Raw genomic sequence first — 14,474 nt, 5'->3', positions numbered from 1 at the left:
TGTTTTCAGATGATTTGAAAAAAACAGGCAGGTTTGTGTCAGATTCTGTCTCAGGCTCTGAAACGTGATAAAATAAAATTTGAAAGAACAGGTGAAAAGTATGCTGCATTTGATCATCATGATGCTGGAAAGAGTCGGAATTATCGTCATATTGGGATTTGTTCTGGCTCATACCAGATTGTTCAGACAGGCGCTCCAGCAGCCTGAGAGCTATAAAGGCAAAGCGGTGCTGATTTCAATTTTCTCGCTGTTCAGTATCATCAGCAACTATACGGGAATAGAAATTCAGCGGAATACAATCATGAATAATGACTGGGTGTTTCAAATTAATCCGTCCGGTTCAATTGCCAATACAAGAATTATGGGCGTTGAAATCGGCGGACTCTTAGGCGGCCCGTATGTGGGGATCGGCGTCGGCATACTGGCCGGCCTGCATCGTTTATCACTCGGCGGCGCGACCGCAGTCAGCTGTGCCGTCTCATCTGTTTTAGCGGGCATTTTGTCCGGCTGGATCGGACGGTATTTCAGAAAACGCTATGCGATGCCGACACCGCGGGTGGCCGCGCTTGTCGGACTCGGGATGGAATCACTGCAAATGCTGCTCATCCTCTTGATGGCCAAGCCGTTTTCTGATGCTTGGACGCTTGTGAGCATCATCGGCATCCCGATGATATTGGTAAACGGGTCAGGGACTTTTATTTTTCTTTCGATCATTCAGTCGATTATCCGGAAGGAAGAACGGGCGAGAGCCCTTGAAACCCATAGGGTGCTGATGATTGCCGATCAGACGCTTCCGTTTTTCCGCCAGGGGCTGAATGAAAGCTCATGCAAAAGCGTCGCCGCCATCATTCACAGGCAAACAGGAACGGACGCGGTATCGCTTACGGATAACGAAAAGATTTTGGCGCACGTCGGCGCGGGTGCCGACCATCATATTCCGTCTGAAAGCCTGATCACCGGATTGTCAAAGCGCGTCATTAAAACGGGTCATATTATGAAAGCGACATCAAAGGAAGAAATTGAATGCACGCACGATCCTTGTCCGCTGCATGCGGCGATTGTATTGCCGCTGACGTCAAACGGCAAAACGATCGGGACGCTGAAAATGTACTTTAAAAGCCCGTCAGGTTTAAGCCGGGTTGAAGAAGAGCTTGCAGAAGGACTCGCCATGCTGTTTTCCACCCAGCTTGAACTCGGCGAGGCGGAACTGCAGAGCAAATTGCTGAAAGACGCAGAAATAAAGGCGCTTCAAGCACAGGTCAATCCGCATTTTCTGTTTAATGCGATCAATACGATTTCTGCTCTTTGCCGTACGGATGTGGAAAAAACCCGGAAGCTTCTGCTGCAGCTCAGCGTCTATTTCCGTTCCAATCTGCAGGGGGCAAGGCAGCTGCTCATCCCGCTTTCTAAAGAACTAAACCATCTGCAGGCATATTTATCATTGGAGCAGGCCCGTTTTCCCGGGAAATATAAAATCAGCCTTGAAATCGAACGCGGTTTGGAGGACATCGAAATTCCTCCTTTTGTGCTGCAGATCCTCGTCGAAAATGCGCTCCGCCATGCATTTTCAAGAAAGCAGGACAGCTGTGCCGTCAATGTCAGCGTGGTATCCGCCCGTCAGTCGGTTTTAATGCGGGTTGGAGATAACGGGCGGGGAATTGATCCGGAATTGCTGTCCGTGCTCGGAAACCGTCCGCTCCCGTCTAAAGAAGGGACGGGAACCGCGCTTTACAATTTAAATCAGCGGCTGATCGGGCTGTTCGGCCCCAAAGCAGCCCTGCGATTGGAAAGTGAGGCCGGCAAAGGTACGGACGTATCATTTGAGCTGCCTTTGAAACTGATGACTAAAGGAGAAGAACATGCTGAAGGTGTTAATCGTTGATGATGAAATGCTGGCAAGAGATGAATTAGCTTATTTGCTGAAACGGACGAATGAAGTAAGTGACATAAACGAAGCAGAAAATATTGAATCCGCTTTTGACAGTATGATGGATCAAAAACCGGATCTGCTGTTTTTGGACGTTGATTTGTCAGGAGAAAACGGATTTGACATTGCCAAACGGCTGAAAAACATGAAAAATCCGCCGGCCGTCGTTTTTGCGACGGCGTATGACCAATTTGCTTTAAAAGCTTTTGAAGTCGACGCGCTCGATTATTTAACGAAGCCTTTTGATGAAGAAAGAGTGCGCCAGACGATCAGAAAGTTTAAAAGAGTGAAGCAGGACAGGGCAGGAGGCGTCTCAGAGCAGCCGTCCGCAGCCGGAGCGCATAAACTGGCTGTATCAGCCGGTGAATCTATTGTCATTTTAGATACAAGGGACATTATTTTCGCCGGCATGGAGGACGGACACGTTTCCGTCAAAACGTTTGCCGCGTCTTATTCCGTTCATGAAACTTTGGCTGTCATTGAGAAAAAACTGCCTGATACGGGTTTCTTGAGAGTGCACCGCGCGTTCATCGTGAATACGGAGCATATTACGGAAATTCATCCGTGGTTTAATTCGACGTACAATCTTATCTTAAAAGACGGCTCTAAAATACCCGTCAGCCGTACATACGCCAAGGACTTAAAAAAGCTGCTTCATATTATATGAGGCGGCTTTTGCATTTCAGCAGCCGTTTTTTGCATTTCAGAATGAATATTCAGCCGTTTACTATGAAAGCGCTTTAAATATCGATTTCTCTTTTATAATGGACCTAACAAAGAGAAAGAGGTGAAGAAAATGAGTGCGAAAAAAGTGTACGGATTTCTGACACAAGCATTTATTTTTGCCGTAATTATGCTCATATCTAATGGGATTGCAGCGATTGTCCCCATTCCTATACCCGCTTCCGTAGTAGGTTTGGTGTTATTATTTGTCCTCTTATGTCTGAAAGTGATTAAGCTTGAACAAGTAGAAACGCTGGGAACATCATTAACGTCACTGATCGGATTTTTATTTGTCCCGTCGGGCATCTCCGTGATGAATTCACTTGGCGTCATGCAGCAGTACGGCGTGCAGATCGCACTCGTCATCTTACTCGCCACCATCATTCTGTTAGGGGCGACGGGCCTTTTTTCTCAGCTGATCTTGTCTGTCAGCCAAAAACGTCAGAAGACTGCTCCTGAAAAACAAACGGTGCGCCGTTCCAATCAGGAAAAAGAACTTGTGCAGCATTAGGAGGGAAATCGGATGAGTCCATATTTCGGTATTGTCGTTTCACTTGCGGCCTTTGGCATCGGCACGTATTTATTTAAAAAAACGAGAGGCTTTTTCCTCTTCACCCCGCTGTTTGTCGCGATGGTGCTTGGAATCCTTTTTCTGAAGCTCGGCGGTTTTTCATATGAAGATTATAAAAACGGAGGAGACATTATTAAATTCTTCCTGGAGCCCGCGACGATCGCTTTTGCCATCCCTTTATACAAACAGCGTGACAAACTGAAAAAATATTGGTGGCAGATCATGTCTTCTATCATTGTCGGCTCTATCTGCTCAGTGACGATTGTCTATTTGATCGCAAAAGGCATTCATCTTGACGCGGCCGTTATGAAAAGCATGCTTCCGCAGGCGGCGACAACGGCAATTGCCCTTCCGCTGTCAAAAGGGATCGGCGGCATCACCGACATCACCGCTTTCGCCGTTATTTTCAACGCCGTTATCGTCTATGCTCTGGGCGCTCTATTCTTAAAACTGTTTAAAGTAAAGCATCCAATCTCTAAGGGACTGGCTCTCGGCACATCAGGACACGCACTCGGTGTTGCGGTCGGTATTGAGATGGGGGAAGTAGAAGCGGCAATGGCAAGTATCGCGGTTGTCGTCGTAGGAGTGGTGACGGTGCTGGTCATTCCGGTATTCGTTCAGCTCATCGGAGGATAAACCCGGGTCATAGACCCGGGTTTTTTATTGTCCGGCAACATCTGCGGGCGGCAAAGAACGAAATTTCACATTTTTCCTTGCGCTCACCCCGGCATCGTGTTAAAATGAAAAAGTTGATCCGGAGAAGTCATTCTTGACTAATGATCCGGTATTGTGTAGAATAGTTATTGAATTGAATATAAATCACAAGCAGAGGCACCCGCTTCTCACCTGATTGACACATTCATGTAGTTGGCAGGTTGACCGTACATTTTTATTTATGCAGATGTTCGTAGTGTGGGTGTGTTGTCATGCCCGCACTTTTTGTTTGCCTGCAGAATGCAGTCAAAAAGCGTTGTGAATCAATTCGAAGAAACTATGGAGGTGGCTCATTATTAGCAAAGATCAATTGGTTAATGAGGGTATCCGTGCACGTGAAGTTCGTCTGATCGGACAAAATGGCGATCAGCTCGGCATCAAGTCCCGTCAGGAAGCACTTGAAATCGCCGGCCGCGCAAATCTTGACCTTGTGTTAGTTGCAGCAAATGCAAAACCGCCTGTCTGCCGCATCATGGACTACGGTAAGTTCAGATTCGAGCAGCAGAAAAAGGACAAAGAAGCACGCAAAAATCAAAAAATCATTAACTTAAAAGAAGTTAGATTAAGTCCGACGATCGATGAGCATGACTTTAACACGAAATTGCGCAATGCGATTAAATTCCTTGAAAAAGGCGATAAAGTGAAAGCTTCTATCCGCTTTAAAGGGCGCGCAATCACTCATAAAGAAATCGGCCAGCGCGTATTGGACCGTTTCTCTGAAGCATGTGCGGAAGTTGCGACAGTCGAAACAAAACCAAAAATGGACGGCCGCAGCATGTTCTTAATGCTCGCGCCGAAAAACGAAAAGCAATAAGGAGGAAATCCCATGCCAAAAATGAAAACTCACCGCGGATCTGCTAAACGTTTTAAAAAGACAGGTTCTGGGAAGTTAAAACGTTCTCATGCATATACAAGTCACTTATTCGCCAACAAATCCCAAAAGCAAAAGCGTAAGCTTCGCAAGGGTGCTATTGTAAGCGCAGGAGACTTCAAACGTATCAAACAACAGCTTGCTAACATCAAGTAATCGGACAAGGAACAATTAGGAGGGAAATATAATGCCAAGAGTAAAAGGCGGAACTGTGTCGCGTCAGCGTCGTAAAAAGGTTCTTAAATTAGCAAAAGGTTATTTCGGTTCAAAACATAGATTATACAAAGTAGCAAACCAGCAGGTCATGAAATCAGGAAACTATGCATTCCGTGACCGCCGTCAGAAAAAACGTGATTTCCGTAAGCTTTGGATCACTCGTATCAACGCTGCTGCACGTATGAACGGTCTTTCTTACAGCCGTTTAATGCACGGTCTTAAGCTTTCAGGCATCGAAGTAAACCGCAAAATGCTTGCTGATCTTGCTGTAAACGATCTTACTGCTTTCAATCAGCTTGCTGATGCTGCTAAAGCTCAGTTAGACAAGTAAGTTGAAAAAGCCGCTCTCTTTCCGGGAGCGGTTTTTTTACGTAAAGGGTGACAATCAATGGCTCTCTTCATTTACGCCGTATTGATAAACGGATACGGTTTTTGGATCATGGGCGCTGATAAACGAAGAGCAAAGGCGCACCGGTGGAGAATATCAGAGAAACGAATATGGCTCACAGCCGCCATGTTCGGCTCACTCGGCGTATGGATCGGCATGCGCACCTTCAGGCATAAGACGAAACACAAATCCTTTTTATACGGGGTGCCGCTGCTTTTTCTCACTGAAGCCGCCTTTGTGCTGATATATTTGATGTATAAAACATAAAAAGCAGGAGAGCTTATCGCTCGCCTGCTTTTTTCGCTTTTTTGATGGGCTGGTCCCAATCAATCTTGCAATTCGGATACCGCTCCAATACCTTTTTTTCGACTTCTTCAAAATCACCTGCAGAAAAGCGGTTCAGCTTTTCCGGATTTTCGGTCCATACAAATATTGTATGGATAAACAGCGGATGATCTTTGGAAGGGATATGCTTTTCTCCTTCAAAGAGCACTCCTTTATAAGTAAGCTGGAGATTTTTTCGCGTGTTTTTCTGTTCGTCAATAAAATAAAAATTCTCTTTTGATTGCGCCAGTCTGAGCCTTCTTTTCGGGTTTGCGTAGAATTTGACGCACATGTAAATAAAATAAATAAGAAGTGCAAGCAAGACAATCCTCAATACTGTAATGGCCATATGTGTGAAGGCACCTCCTCACCTTTGTCATGATCTGATGTAATACGAAAAACAAAACAAAAGGTTTCATTTTTTTAAAAGAAATAGATAAAAACATTTACCCGTTTTTCAGGCGAATTAATCGTATGCTTCAGCATTGGTTTTGTATAATAAGAAGGGTAGTGAAAAAAAGGAGGTTTATTGATGACAAAATTAGATGAAACGCTCACCATGCTGAAAGCGTTAACGGATGCAAAAGGGATACCGGGAAATGAGAGAGAAGTCAGACAAGTGATGAAATCATACATAGAACCATTTGCCGATGATGTCACAACAGACCGGTTGGGAAGCTTAATCGCCAAAAAAACCGGCAAAGAAAACGGTCCGAAAATCATGATCTCAGGGCATTTAGACGAAGTCGGTTTTATGGTGACGCAAATCACTGATAAAGGCTTTCTCCGCTTTCAAACCGTCGGCGGCTGGTGGTCTCAGGTCATGCTGGCCCAGCGCGTCACCGTCGTGACAAAAAAAGGGGACATCACGGGGATCATCGGTTCGAAACCGCCTCACATTCTGCCTCCTGACGCCAGAAAAAAAGCCGCCGATATTAAAGAGATGTTCATCGATATCGGGGCGTCCAGCCGTGAAGAAGCAATGGAATGGGGCGTTCTTCCGGGTGACCAGATTGTGCCGTATTTTGAATTTACAGTGATGAACAATGAAAAGCATTTATTGGCGAAAGCATGGGACAACCGTATCGGCTGTGCGATTGCCATCGATGTATTAAAAAATCTGAAAAACAGTGATCACCCCAATGAAGTATACGGGGTAGGAACGGTTCAAGAAGAAGTCGGGCTGCGCGGGGCGAAAACAGCGGCACATACGATCCAGCCTGATATCGCGTTCGGTGTGGATGTCGGAATTGCCGGAGATACACCGGGAATTTCTGAAAAAGAGGCGCAAAGCAAAATCGGCGAAGGGCCGCAAATTATTCTGTATGACGCGTCAATGGTATCTCACAAAGGGCTGCGCGACCTTGTCGTGAACACGGCGGAAGAAGCGGGAATTCCGTATCAGTTCGATTCCATTGCCGGAGGGGGCACGGATTCAGGTTCCATTCACTTAACCGCAAACGGAGTGCCGGCGCTGTCCATTACGATCGCGACGCGCTACATTCACACTCATGCCGCTATTTTGCATCGGGATGATTATGAGAATACGGTAAAATTGATCACAGAAGTGATTAAAAAATTAGATCGGGAAACGGTTGACCGTATTACTTATCAATAAAGATACGGAAGAATCTGCTTTTTTAAGCAGATTCTTTTTTTTGTCTGTACAAATATGAGCCCTGCGTCTACAATAAGAGAAGACATAGAAAAATCTGACAACACGTTTTTGAAAGCGTTTTAAAAAAGGGGAGGATTTACAAATGAAAAACAGATTCAGACGCATGATCCGCTTTTCGTGCGCAGCCGTTACAGCCGGGCTGCTGCTGATGTCTTCATCTCCGGCATCTGCCGCGTTTTGGGGGGCATCAAATGAATTGCTTCACGATCCGACAATGGCGAAGGAAGGAAACACGTGGTACGCTTTCGGAACCGGTTTGGAAGGGGAGAGAGGGCTTCGCGTCTTAAAGGCGGGCAGCGGCGGCGTATGGACCGTTCAGAAATCAATCTTTACTTCTCCGCTGTCATGGTGGGGCAATTATGTGCCGAATTACGGGCTGAATCAATGGGCCCCCGATGTTCAATATTTTAACGGAAAGTATTGGCTGTATTATGCCGTTTCTTCATTCGGCAAAAATACCTCCGCGATCGGTCTTGCATCATCTACAAGCCTCAGTTCGGGAAACTGGAAGGACGAAGGGCTCGTCATCCGTTCAACAAGCGCCAATAACTACAATGCAATTGATCCGGAGCTGACAATTGATAAAGACGGAAACCCTTGGCTTGCCTTCGGTTCTTTTTGGAGCGGCATTAAGCTGACAAAGCTTGATAAAAATACAATGAAACCGATGGGATCACTTTATTCCATCGCTGCCAGACCGAATAACGGCGGAGCTTTGGAAGCGCCGGCGATTACCTACCAGAACGGCTACTATTACTTAATGGTGTCGTTTGATAAATGCTGTTCAGGCGTGAATAGTACGTACAAAATCGCTTATGGAAGAAGCAAAAGCATCACCGGCCCATATCTCGATAAAAGCGGGAAAAGCATGTCAGAAGGCGGAGGGACGATTCTTGACTCCGGCAATGACCGCTGGAAAGGCCCGGGCGGTCAAGACATTGTGAACGGGAATATTTTAGTGCGTCATGCGTATGATGCCGAAAACAGCGGAATTCCGAAGATGCTCATCAATGATATCGATTGGAGTTCAGGCTGGCCTTCCTATTAATTGAGCAGCCGGGCATGTGTGTCCGGCTTTTTTACTTGCAATAAAAGATTGACAGTTTGATTCCTCCTTAACTATAATAAAATTGTTCGTACAAATAAAAGGATTAAAGTTTTGTAGTTTATATTCGTACGTATATTTTTTTAAAAAATGCAAGCGCTTTATTTTGATGGGAAGGGGAAATGAATGTGCTTCAGAACAAAGAATATGAATTTTGGTTTGTAACGGGAAGCCAGCACTTATACGGAGAGGAAACGCTGAAGCTTGTCGATAAACACGCAAAGGGAATATGTGACGGCCTCAGCGGGGTGTCATCAAGATACAAGATCAGGCATAAACCGGTTGTCACGTCATCTGAAACAATCAGAGAGGTTTTGCGGGAAGCGCAGTATCAAGAAAACTGTGCCGGGGTTGTGACGTGGATGCATACATTTTCCCCTGCGAAAATGTGGATTGAAGGTCTTTCCGCTTTTCAAAAGCCGATGCTTCATCTGCATACCCAGTATCATCGCGACATCCCGTGGGAAACGATTGATATGGACTTTATGAACAGCAACCAATCCGCTCACGGAGACCGGGAATACGGATATATCCAGTCAAGAATGGGGCAGACGAGAAAAGTCATCGCAGGCTATTGGGATGATGAGGAAGTCAAACATGACATTTCGCAATGGATGAACACGGCTGCCGCTTGGAATGAAAGCAGGAATATTAAAGTAGCCCGGTTCGGCGATAATATGCGGAATGTGGCGGTTACTGACGGAGACAAAGTCGGCGCCCACATTCAATTCGGCTGGCAGGTTGACGGGTACGGAATCGGCGATCTTACCGAGGTGATGAACAACGTCACCGACGCAGAAATTGAGGCGCTTTATGAGGAATACGACAACTTGTATGTCATCAGCGACGAAACAAAACGGGATGAAGCAAAAGTTGCTTCCATTAAAGAACAGGCGAAAATTGAACTCGGATTAACGGCCTTTCTCGAACGGGGCGGATATACAGCGTTTTCGACCTCGTTTGAAGTTTTGCACGGAATGAAGCAGCTTCCGGGTCTTGCCGTTCAGCGTCTCATGGAAAAAGGGTACGGATTTGCCGGCGAAGGCGATTGGAAAACGGCTGCCCTTGTGCGAATGATGAAAATAATGGCGGACGGAGAACAAACCTCCTTCATGGAAGATTATACGTACCATTTTGAACCGGGTCGTGCGATGATTCTCGGATCACATATGCTTGAAGTATGTCCGACGATCGCCCTTGATCAGCCGAAAATCGAAGTCCATCCTCTCTCAATCGGAGGGAAGGAAGATCCGGCCCGGTTGGTCTTTAACGGAATCGGCGGTTCAGCCATCATCGCCAGCATCATTGATATCGGCGGGCGATTCCGTCTCATTCTGAATGAAGCGGAAGGCAGGGAAATTGATCATGATATGCCGAATCTCCCTGTGGCGCGGGTGCTGTGGAAGCCGGAGCCATCGCTGAAAACAGCTGCGGAAGCATGGATTTTGGCGGGAGGCGCCCATCATACCTGTATGTCCTTCCGGCTTACGGCTGAACAGATGCTTGACTGGGCTGAGATGGCAGGCATTGAAAGCATCTTTATTTCCCGCAATACCGAAATACATGAGCTGAAAAAAGAGCTGAAATGGAATGACGCATTATACCGGCTGGGAGGGAATTAATATGGCGTATACGATTGGTGTTGATTTCGGCACATTGTCCGGCCGGGCGGTGCTTGTCAATGTCCGCACGGGCGAAGAAATCGCGTCTGCGGTAAAAGAATACACTCATGCCGTCATCGACCGCACGCTGCCGAAGACGGGTGAAAAACTCCCTCGGGATTGGGCGCTTCAGCATCCTGCCGATTATATCGAAGTTCTGGAAACGGCGATTCCGAACCTGCTTGAGCAGGCGGGCGCTGATCCAAAAGACGTGATCGGCATAGGAATTGATTTTACCGCCTGCACGATTTTGCCGATAGACGGCGCGGGGCAGCCGCTTTGTATGCTGCCGGAATTTGAAAGGGAGCCCCACAGTTATGTGAAGCTGTGGAAGCATCATGCGGCTCAAAAACATGCAGACCGTTTGAACACGATTGCCGAAGACACAAATGAAACATTCCTTAAAAGATACGGCGGTAAAATTTCTTCCGAATGGATGATCCCGAAAATCATGCAAATTGCGGAAGAAGCGCCGCATATATACAAGGCGGCAGATCGGATTGTGGAAGCGGCTGACTGGATTGTCTATCAATTGTGCGGTTCTTTGAAGCGAAGCAACTGCACGGCCGGCTACAAAGCAATCTGGAATGAGGAGACGGGGTATCCGCCGGATCATTTTTTCGAAAGGCTCAACCCGTTAATGAAAACGATTACAAAGGATAAATTAAGCGGCTCCATTTATTCAGTCGGGGAAAAAGCAGGAGGTTTGACCGAAAAAATGGCGGAGCTGACCGGGCTTCTGCCGGGGACGGCCGTTGCCGTCGCCAATGTCGACGCTCACGTGTCAGTGCCCGCGGTCGGTATTACAGAGCCGGGGAAAATGCTGATGATCATGGGAACGTCTACCTGCCATGTGCTGCTCGGCGACGAAGAACATATCGTCCCCGGTATGTGCGGGGTCGTCAATAACGGCATCTTGCCCGGATATGCGGGATATGAAGCGGGGCAGTCCTGTGTCGGCGACCACTTTGAATGGTTCGTCAAAACGTGCGTTCCGAGAAACTATGAGAAGGAAGCTGAGGATAAACACATAGACATTCACGAGCTGCTCAGCAAAAAAGCAGCTGAACTTGTTCCCGGGGAAAGCGGCCTTCTCGCGCTTGACTGGTGGAACGGAAACCGGTCAACCTTGGTGGACGCCGATTTGACGGGCATGATGCTCGGCATGACGCTGCATACGAAGCCGGAAGAAATCTACAGGGCATTGATTGAAGCGACAGCGTTCGGAACGAGGATGATTATCGAAACGTTCCGGGAAAACGGCGTTCCGGTCGAAGAGCTTTACGCGGCCGGAGGAATCGCCGAAAAAAATCCGTTTGTCATGCAGATTTATGCAGACGTCACAAATATGGATATTAAATTATCCGGGTCTCCGCAGGCGCCTGCACTGGGCTCCGCGATTTTCGGAGCGCTTGCCGCGGGACGGGAAAACGGGGGCTTCTCCAATATTGCTGAAGCATGTGCGCATATGGGGAAATTAAAAGACGGCTTTTATGCCCCGAACCGGGAAAGAGCTGAGATTTATGACAGCTTATATGCGGAATATAAAGAGCTCGTACACTACTTCGGCAAAGAAAACAATGTGATGAAACGCCTGAAAGCCATTAAAAACCGTGATTTTGCGAAAGGAGGGAGCCGCCATGCTTGAAGCGTTAAAAGAAGAAGTGCTCGCCGCCAACCTGAAGCTTGAGGAACATAACCTTGTCACGTTTACATGGGGGAATGTCAGCGGCATCGACAGAGAGAGCGGGAGAATCGTCATTAAACCGAGCGGTGTCGATTACAGTGAGCTGACCGCTGACAAACTGGTCGTCCTGAATGAGGACGGAGACATTCTCGAAGGCTCGCTGAAACCATCTTCTGACACGCCGACCCATCTTTATCTGTATAAAGCGTTTCCGGCGATCGGCGGAATCGTTCATACGCATTCCCGCTGGGCGACGAGCTGGGCGCAGTCCGGAAGAGACATACCCGCTCTCGGAACGACTCACGCGGATTACTTTGAAAGCGCTATACCCTGCACGAGGGAAATGTATGAAGAAGAAATTGTGAAAGATTACGAATATCATACAGGCAAAGTCATAGCCGAAACCTTTCAAAACGAACCGTATGAACAAAATCCGGGTGTCCTCGTCCACAGCCACGGCCCGTTCTGCTGGGGAACGGACGCGCTGAATGCCCTGCATAACGCCGTTGTGCTCGAAACGGTAGCGGAAATGGCCTACCATTCGCTTATGCTGAACAAACAGCTCAGTCCGATCGACAGAGTGCTGCACGACAAGCATTTTTACAGAAAACACGGGGCGAATGCTTATTATGGCCAAACTTGACGCAGCCGGGTTTCTGATTGATTTAGACGGAACCGTATTCAGGGGGCGGGAGCTGATTGACGGCGCAAAAGAAGCCGTTCATACCCTTCAGTCACTGGGCAAAGCCGTTGTCTTTTTAAGCAACCGCGGCAATCTATCAAGAGCAATGTGCCGAAAGAAACTGCTGGGTGCCGGTATCCGCACGGATGAACGGAACATCGTGCTGTCCTCCAGTGTGACGGCATCATTTTTAAAGAAGCATTATCCTATGTCAAAGGTGTGGGTGTTAGGGGAAAAAGGGCTGACTGATGAACTCGCTTTAGCGGGTGTCGCCCTGGCGCAAAACCCGCAGGCGGCAGACTGGCTTGTCATCTCCCTGCATGAAACCGTCACCTATGAGGATCTGAATCTCGCTTTTAAGGCGGCTTCCTCCGGCGCGCGCATCATCGCCACGAACCGGGACCGCTCCTTTCCGAATGAAGGCGGCCATGCCATGGACGTCGCGGGAATGATCGGGGCCATTGAAGCATCCGCCGGAGCAAAAACGGAGCTTGTCATCGGCAAACCGTCTTGGCTGATGGCTGAGGCGGCATGTGAAGCGCTCGGACTTCCCCCTGAGGAATGCGCCATTATCGGAGACAGCCTCGAATCTGATATCGCAATGGGCAGGCTGTACGGAATGAAAAGCGTATTGGTTCTGACGGGGTCGGCCAAACTTGGGGAGCCCCGTCTATATGAACCTGACATCGTCCTTGATTCTATTAAAGACCTGACAGGATTAGCGAAGGAGGGAATCCTTTTATGAAACGTTCTCCTGAGGACATTCAATCCGAGTTTGACAAGGAAGGGGCCAGCCGCTCACCGATTCAAATAGAAGATATCGTGATCGGGGCGAATGCAAAAGAAGAGCTTCTCAGATTTCTGCAAAAAAAATGCTGGAATCATCCGGTTCTCGTCTGTGACCGGAACACGTACGAGGCGGCGGGACGTCTGCTTGCGGACGAATTGAGGGCAGGCGGGATCAAAGCGTCAAAAGTCATCATTTCGGAGCATGAAGCCGGGACCGCCGCAGCTGATGAGAGGACATTGGTCTATACGCTGATCAATCTCGCGGAAGAGACGGATGTCATCATTGCGGCCGGTTCAGGAACGATTCACGACATTACGCGGTTTGCCGCCTGCCAGCGCGGATTGCCGTTTATCTCATTCCCCACCGCTCCGTCAGTCGACGGTTTTACATCGGCTGGAGCGCCGCTCATATTAAACGGAATCAAAACGACGATTCAAACGAAAGCGCCGATCGCCTTATTTGCGGATACGAATGTATTAAAAGAAGCGCCCCGTTCAATGACAGCCGCGGGCTTCGGAGACATGATCGGAAAAATAACATCACTGGCAGATTGGGAGATTTCCCGCAGGCTTGCGGGTGAGCCGTACTCAGAAGCCGGGGCGAAGCTTGTGAAAGACGCGCTTTGGCAGTGCATTGATCACCGCGCTGACATTGCCATGGGAACGGAGGCCGGCATTCAGATACTGATGGAAGCGCTGATCGTTTCAGGTCTTGTCATGCTTGCGCTTGACCACTCCCGCCCCGCCTCAGGAGGAGAGCATCACATCTCGCATTGGATTGAGATGGAAATGCTGAAGGCAAAACAGCCTCCGATTCTCCACGGTGCGAAGGTCGGCTGTGCGTGCGCGGTGCTGAGTGATATTTACAAAGAACTGGCTTGTCACGAAAAGCTTGCTGAACTGCCGCCGCACTTTCGTGAGGCGATTCAATCTGCATATGAAGGCCTTCCCGACGGCAAAACAATTGCCGGGTGGCTCGCATCTGCGGGAGGTCCCGCCTGTTTCGATGAGATCGGTGTAAAACAGGACCTTGTCAGCGATGCGCTTAAGCATGCGCACACACTGCGAGACCGTTATACCGGTTTAACCATCATAAATGAAAATGCAGCACTCTTTGCACATCATTTGCATCTATAGC

At 48.1% G+C, this 14,474-nt stretch carries 16 protein-coding genes and 1 other annotated feature; of the genes, 15 read left to right on the top strand and 1 reads right to left on the bottom strand.

Annotated elements, in window-relative coordinates:
* Window positions 1–100 precede the first annotated feature (100 nt).
* The 8 genes from SB847_RS09655 to SB847_RS09620 all read left to right on the top strand — a co-directional run bounded on the left by SB847_RS09655 (window position 101) and on the right by SB847_RS09620 (window position 5,677).
* Window positions 101–1,882 (top strand): sensor histidine kinase, encoded by a 1,782-nt coding sequence (locus SB847_RS09655; RefSeq protein WP_032873724.1) that lies wholly within the window; start codon window positions 101–103, stop codon window positions 1,880–1,882.
* Window positions 1,860–2,594 (top strand): LytR/AlgR family response regulator transcription factor, encoded by a 735-nt coding sequence (locus SB847_RS09650; RefSeq protein WP_410577646.1) that lies wholly within the window; start codon window positions 1,860–1,862, stop codon window positions 2,592–2,594. Before SB847_RS09655 ends, SB847_RS09650 begins: the two co-directional genes overlap by 23 nt.
* A 129-nt stretch (window positions 2,595–2,723) precedes the next feature.
* The gene (gene lrgA / locus SB847_RS09645) at window positions 2,724–3,161 is read left to right on the top strand and encodes an antiholin-like murein hydrolase modulator LrgA (RefSeq protein ID WP_007613022.1); all 438 of its coding nucleotides are present in this window, start codon (window positions 2,724–2,726) and stop codon (window positions 3,159–3,161) included.
* A 12-nt stretch (window positions 3,162–3,173) separates the two neighbouring features.
* On the top strand, window positions 3,174–3,857 hold the full coding sequence (lrgB, locus tag SB847_RS09640; protein ID WP_007613020.1) for an antiholin-like protein LrgB: 684 nt from the start codon (window positions 3,174–3,176) through the stop codon (window positions 3,855–3,857).
* Between the two features lie 181 nt (window positions 3,858–4,038).
* Window positions 4,039–4,169, top strand: a sequence feature (ribosomal protein L20 leader region).
* A 58-nt stretch (window positions 4,170–4,227) separates the two neighbouring features.
* Window positions 4,228–4,749 (top strand): translation initiation factor IF-3, encoded by a 522-nt coding sequence (gene infC / locus SB847_RS09635; protein WP_071543361.1) that lies wholly within the window; start codon window positions 4,228–4,230, stop codon window positions 4,747–4,749.
* 12 nt (window positions 4,750–4,761) lie between these two features.
* Window positions 4,762–4,962 carry a 50S ribosomal protein L35 gene (gene rpmI / locus SB847_RS09630; protein WP_003152493.1) on the top strand — a complete coding sequence of 67 codons (201 nt, stop codon included), beginning with the start codon at window positions 4,762–4,764 and terminating at the stop codon, window positions 4,960–4,962.
* A gap of 31 nt (window positions 4,963–4,993) precedes the next feature.
* Window positions 4,994–5,353 carry a 50S ribosomal protein L20 gene (gene rplT, locus SB847_RS09625; RefSeq protein ID WP_007613019.1) on the top strand — a complete coding sequence of 120 codons (360 nt, stop codon included), beginning with the start codon at window positions 4,994–4,996 and terminating at the stop codon, window positions 5,351–5,353.
* A 57-nt stretch (window positions 5,354–5,410) separates the two neighbouring features.
* Complete coding sequence (locus SB847_RS09620) at window positions 5,411–5,677, top strand: DUF1294 domain-containing protein (RefSeq protein WP_088461280.1); 267 nt, start codon at window positions 5,411–5,413, stop codon at window positions 5,675–5,677.
* 13 nt (window positions 5,678–5,690) lie between these two features.
* On the opposite strand, the gene SB847_RS09615 is transcribed toward SB847_RS09620, so the two are convergent.
* The gene (locus SB847_RS09615) at window positions 5,691–6,083 is read right to left on the bottom strand and encodes a hypothetical protein (protein WP_003152498.1); all 393 of its coding nucleotides are present in this window, start codon (window positions 6,081–6,083) and stop codon (window positions 5,691–5,693) included.
* A 183-nt stretch (window positions 6,084–6,266) separates the two neighbouring features.
* Here SB847_RS09615 and SB847_RS09610 point away from each other — a divergent pair, with 183 nt between their 5' ends.
* The 7 genes from SB847_RS09610 to SB847_RS09580 all read left to right on the top strand — a co-directional run bounded on the left by SB847_RS09610 (window position 6,267) and on the right by SB847_RS09580 (window position 14,473).
* On the top strand, window positions 6,267–7,352 hold the full coding sequence (locus SB847_RS09610) for a M42 family metallopeptidase (protein ID WP_007408096.1): 1,086 nt from the start codon (window positions 6,267–6,269) through the stop codon (window positions 7,350–7,352).
* 142 nt (window positions 7,353–7,494) lie between these two features.
* Window positions 7,495–8,460 (top strand): arabinan endo-1,5-alpha-L-arabinosidase AbnA, encoded by a 966-nt coding sequence (abnA, locus tag SB847_RS09605; protein WP_406528335.1) that lies wholly within the window; start codon window positions 7,495–7,497, stop codon window positions 8,458–8,460.
* Between the two features lie 185 nt (window positions 8,461–8,645).
* Entirely contained in the window at window positions 8,646–10,139 is a 1,494-nt protein-coding gene (gene araA / locus SB847_RS09600; RefSeq protein WP_410561320.1) for an L-arabinose isomerase, read from the top strand.
* A gap of 1 nt (window position 10,140) precedes the next feature.
* Window positions 10,141–11,826: a ribulokinase gene (araB, locus tag SB847_RS09595; RefSeq protein WP_410577644.1), complete on the top strand. Its 1,686-nt coding sequence runs from the start codon at window positions 10,141–10,143 to the stop codon at window positions 11,824–11,826.
* Window positions 11,819–12,508 (top strand): L-ribulose-5-phosphate 4-epimerase, encoded by a 690-nt coding sequence (gene araD / locus SB847_RS09590; RefSeq protein WP_003152509.1) that lies wholly within the window; start codon window positions 11,819–11,821, stop codon window positions 12,506–12,508. The genes araB and araD overlap by 8 nt, the downstream gene beginning before the upstream one ends.
* A complete protein-coding gene (araL, locus tag SB847_RS09585; protein ID WP_410561324.1) occupies window positions 12,486–13,292 on the top strand; it encodes a sugar-phosphatase AraL in 807 nt (268 codons plus the stop codon). Before araD ends, araL begins: the two co-directional genes overlap by 23 nt.
* The gene (locus SB847_RS09580; RefSeq protein ID WP_410561326.1) at window positions 13,289–14,473 is read left to right on the top strand and encodes a sn-glycerol-1-phosphate dehydrogenase; all 1,185 of its coding nucleotides are present in this window, start codon (window positions 13,289–13,291) and stop codon (window positions 14,471–14,473) included. Before araL ends, SB847_RS09580 begins: the two co-directional genes overlap by 4 nt.
* Window position 14,474 lies beyond the last annotated feature (1 nt).

The organism is Bacillus sp. SIMBA_026, from assembly GCF_046535335.1.
GTDB lineage: Bacteria > Bacillota > Bacilli > Bacillales > Bacillaceae > Bacillus > Bacillus velezensis.
This window is presented reverse-complemented; position numbering and strand designations above follow the sequence as displayed.

Bases quoted from the DNA above. Each gene is read 5' to 3' on its own strand.
- abnA (WP_406528335.1), top strand. From the start codon at position 7,495: ATGAAAAACAGATTCAGACGCATGATCCGCTTTTCGTGCGCAGCCGTT.
- SB847_RS09610 (WP_007408096.1), top strand. From the start codon at position 6,267: ATGACAAAATTAGATGAAACGCTCACCATGCTGAAAGCGTTAACGGAT.
- SB847_RS09615 (WP_003152498.1), bottom strand. From the start codon at position 6,083: ATGGCCATTACAGTATTGAGGATTGTCTTGCTTGCACTTCTTATTTAT.
- lrgA (WP_007613022.1), top strand. From the start codon at position 2,724: ATGAGTGCGAAAAAAGTGTACGGATTTCTGACACAAGCATTTATTTTT.
- rpmI (WP_003152493.1), top strand. From the start codon at position 4,762: ATGCCAAAAATGAAAACTCACCGCGGATCTGCTAAACGTTTTAAAAAG.
- SB847_RS09655 (WP_032873724.1), top strand. From the start codon at position 101: ATGCTGCATTTGATCATCATGATGCTGGAAAGAGTCGGAATTATCGTC.
- araB (WP_410577644.1), top strand. From the start codon at position 10,141: ATGGCGTATACGATTGGTGTTGATTTCGGCACATTGTCCGGCCGGGCG.
- araL (WP_410561324.1), top strand. From the start codon at position 12,486: ATGCTTATTATGGCCAAACTTGACGCAGCCGGGTTTCTGATTGATTTA.
- SB847_RS09650 (WP_410577646.1), top strand. From the start codon at position 1,860: ATGCTGAAGGTGTTAATCGTTGATGATGAAATGCTGGCAAGAGATGAA.
- lrgB (WP_007613020.1), top strand. From the start codon at position 3,174: ATGAGTCCATATTTCGGTATTGTCGTTTCACTTGCGGCCTTTGGCATC.
- SB847_RS09580 (WP_410561326.1), top strand. From the start codon at position 13,289: ATGAAACGTTCTCCTGAGGACATTCAATCCGAGTTTGACAAGGAAGGG.
- araD (WP_003152509.1), top strand. From the start codon at position 11,819: ATGCTTGAAGCGTTAAAAGAAGAAGTGCTCGCCGCCAACCTGAAGCTT.
- rplT (WP_007613019.1), top strand. From the start codon at position 4,994: ATGCCAAGAGTAAAAGGCGGAACTGTGTCGCGTCAGCGTCGTAAAAAG.
- SB847_RS09620 (WP_088461280.1), top strand. From the start codon at position 5,411: ATGGCTCTCTTCATTTACGCCGTATTGATAAACGGATACGGTTTTTGG.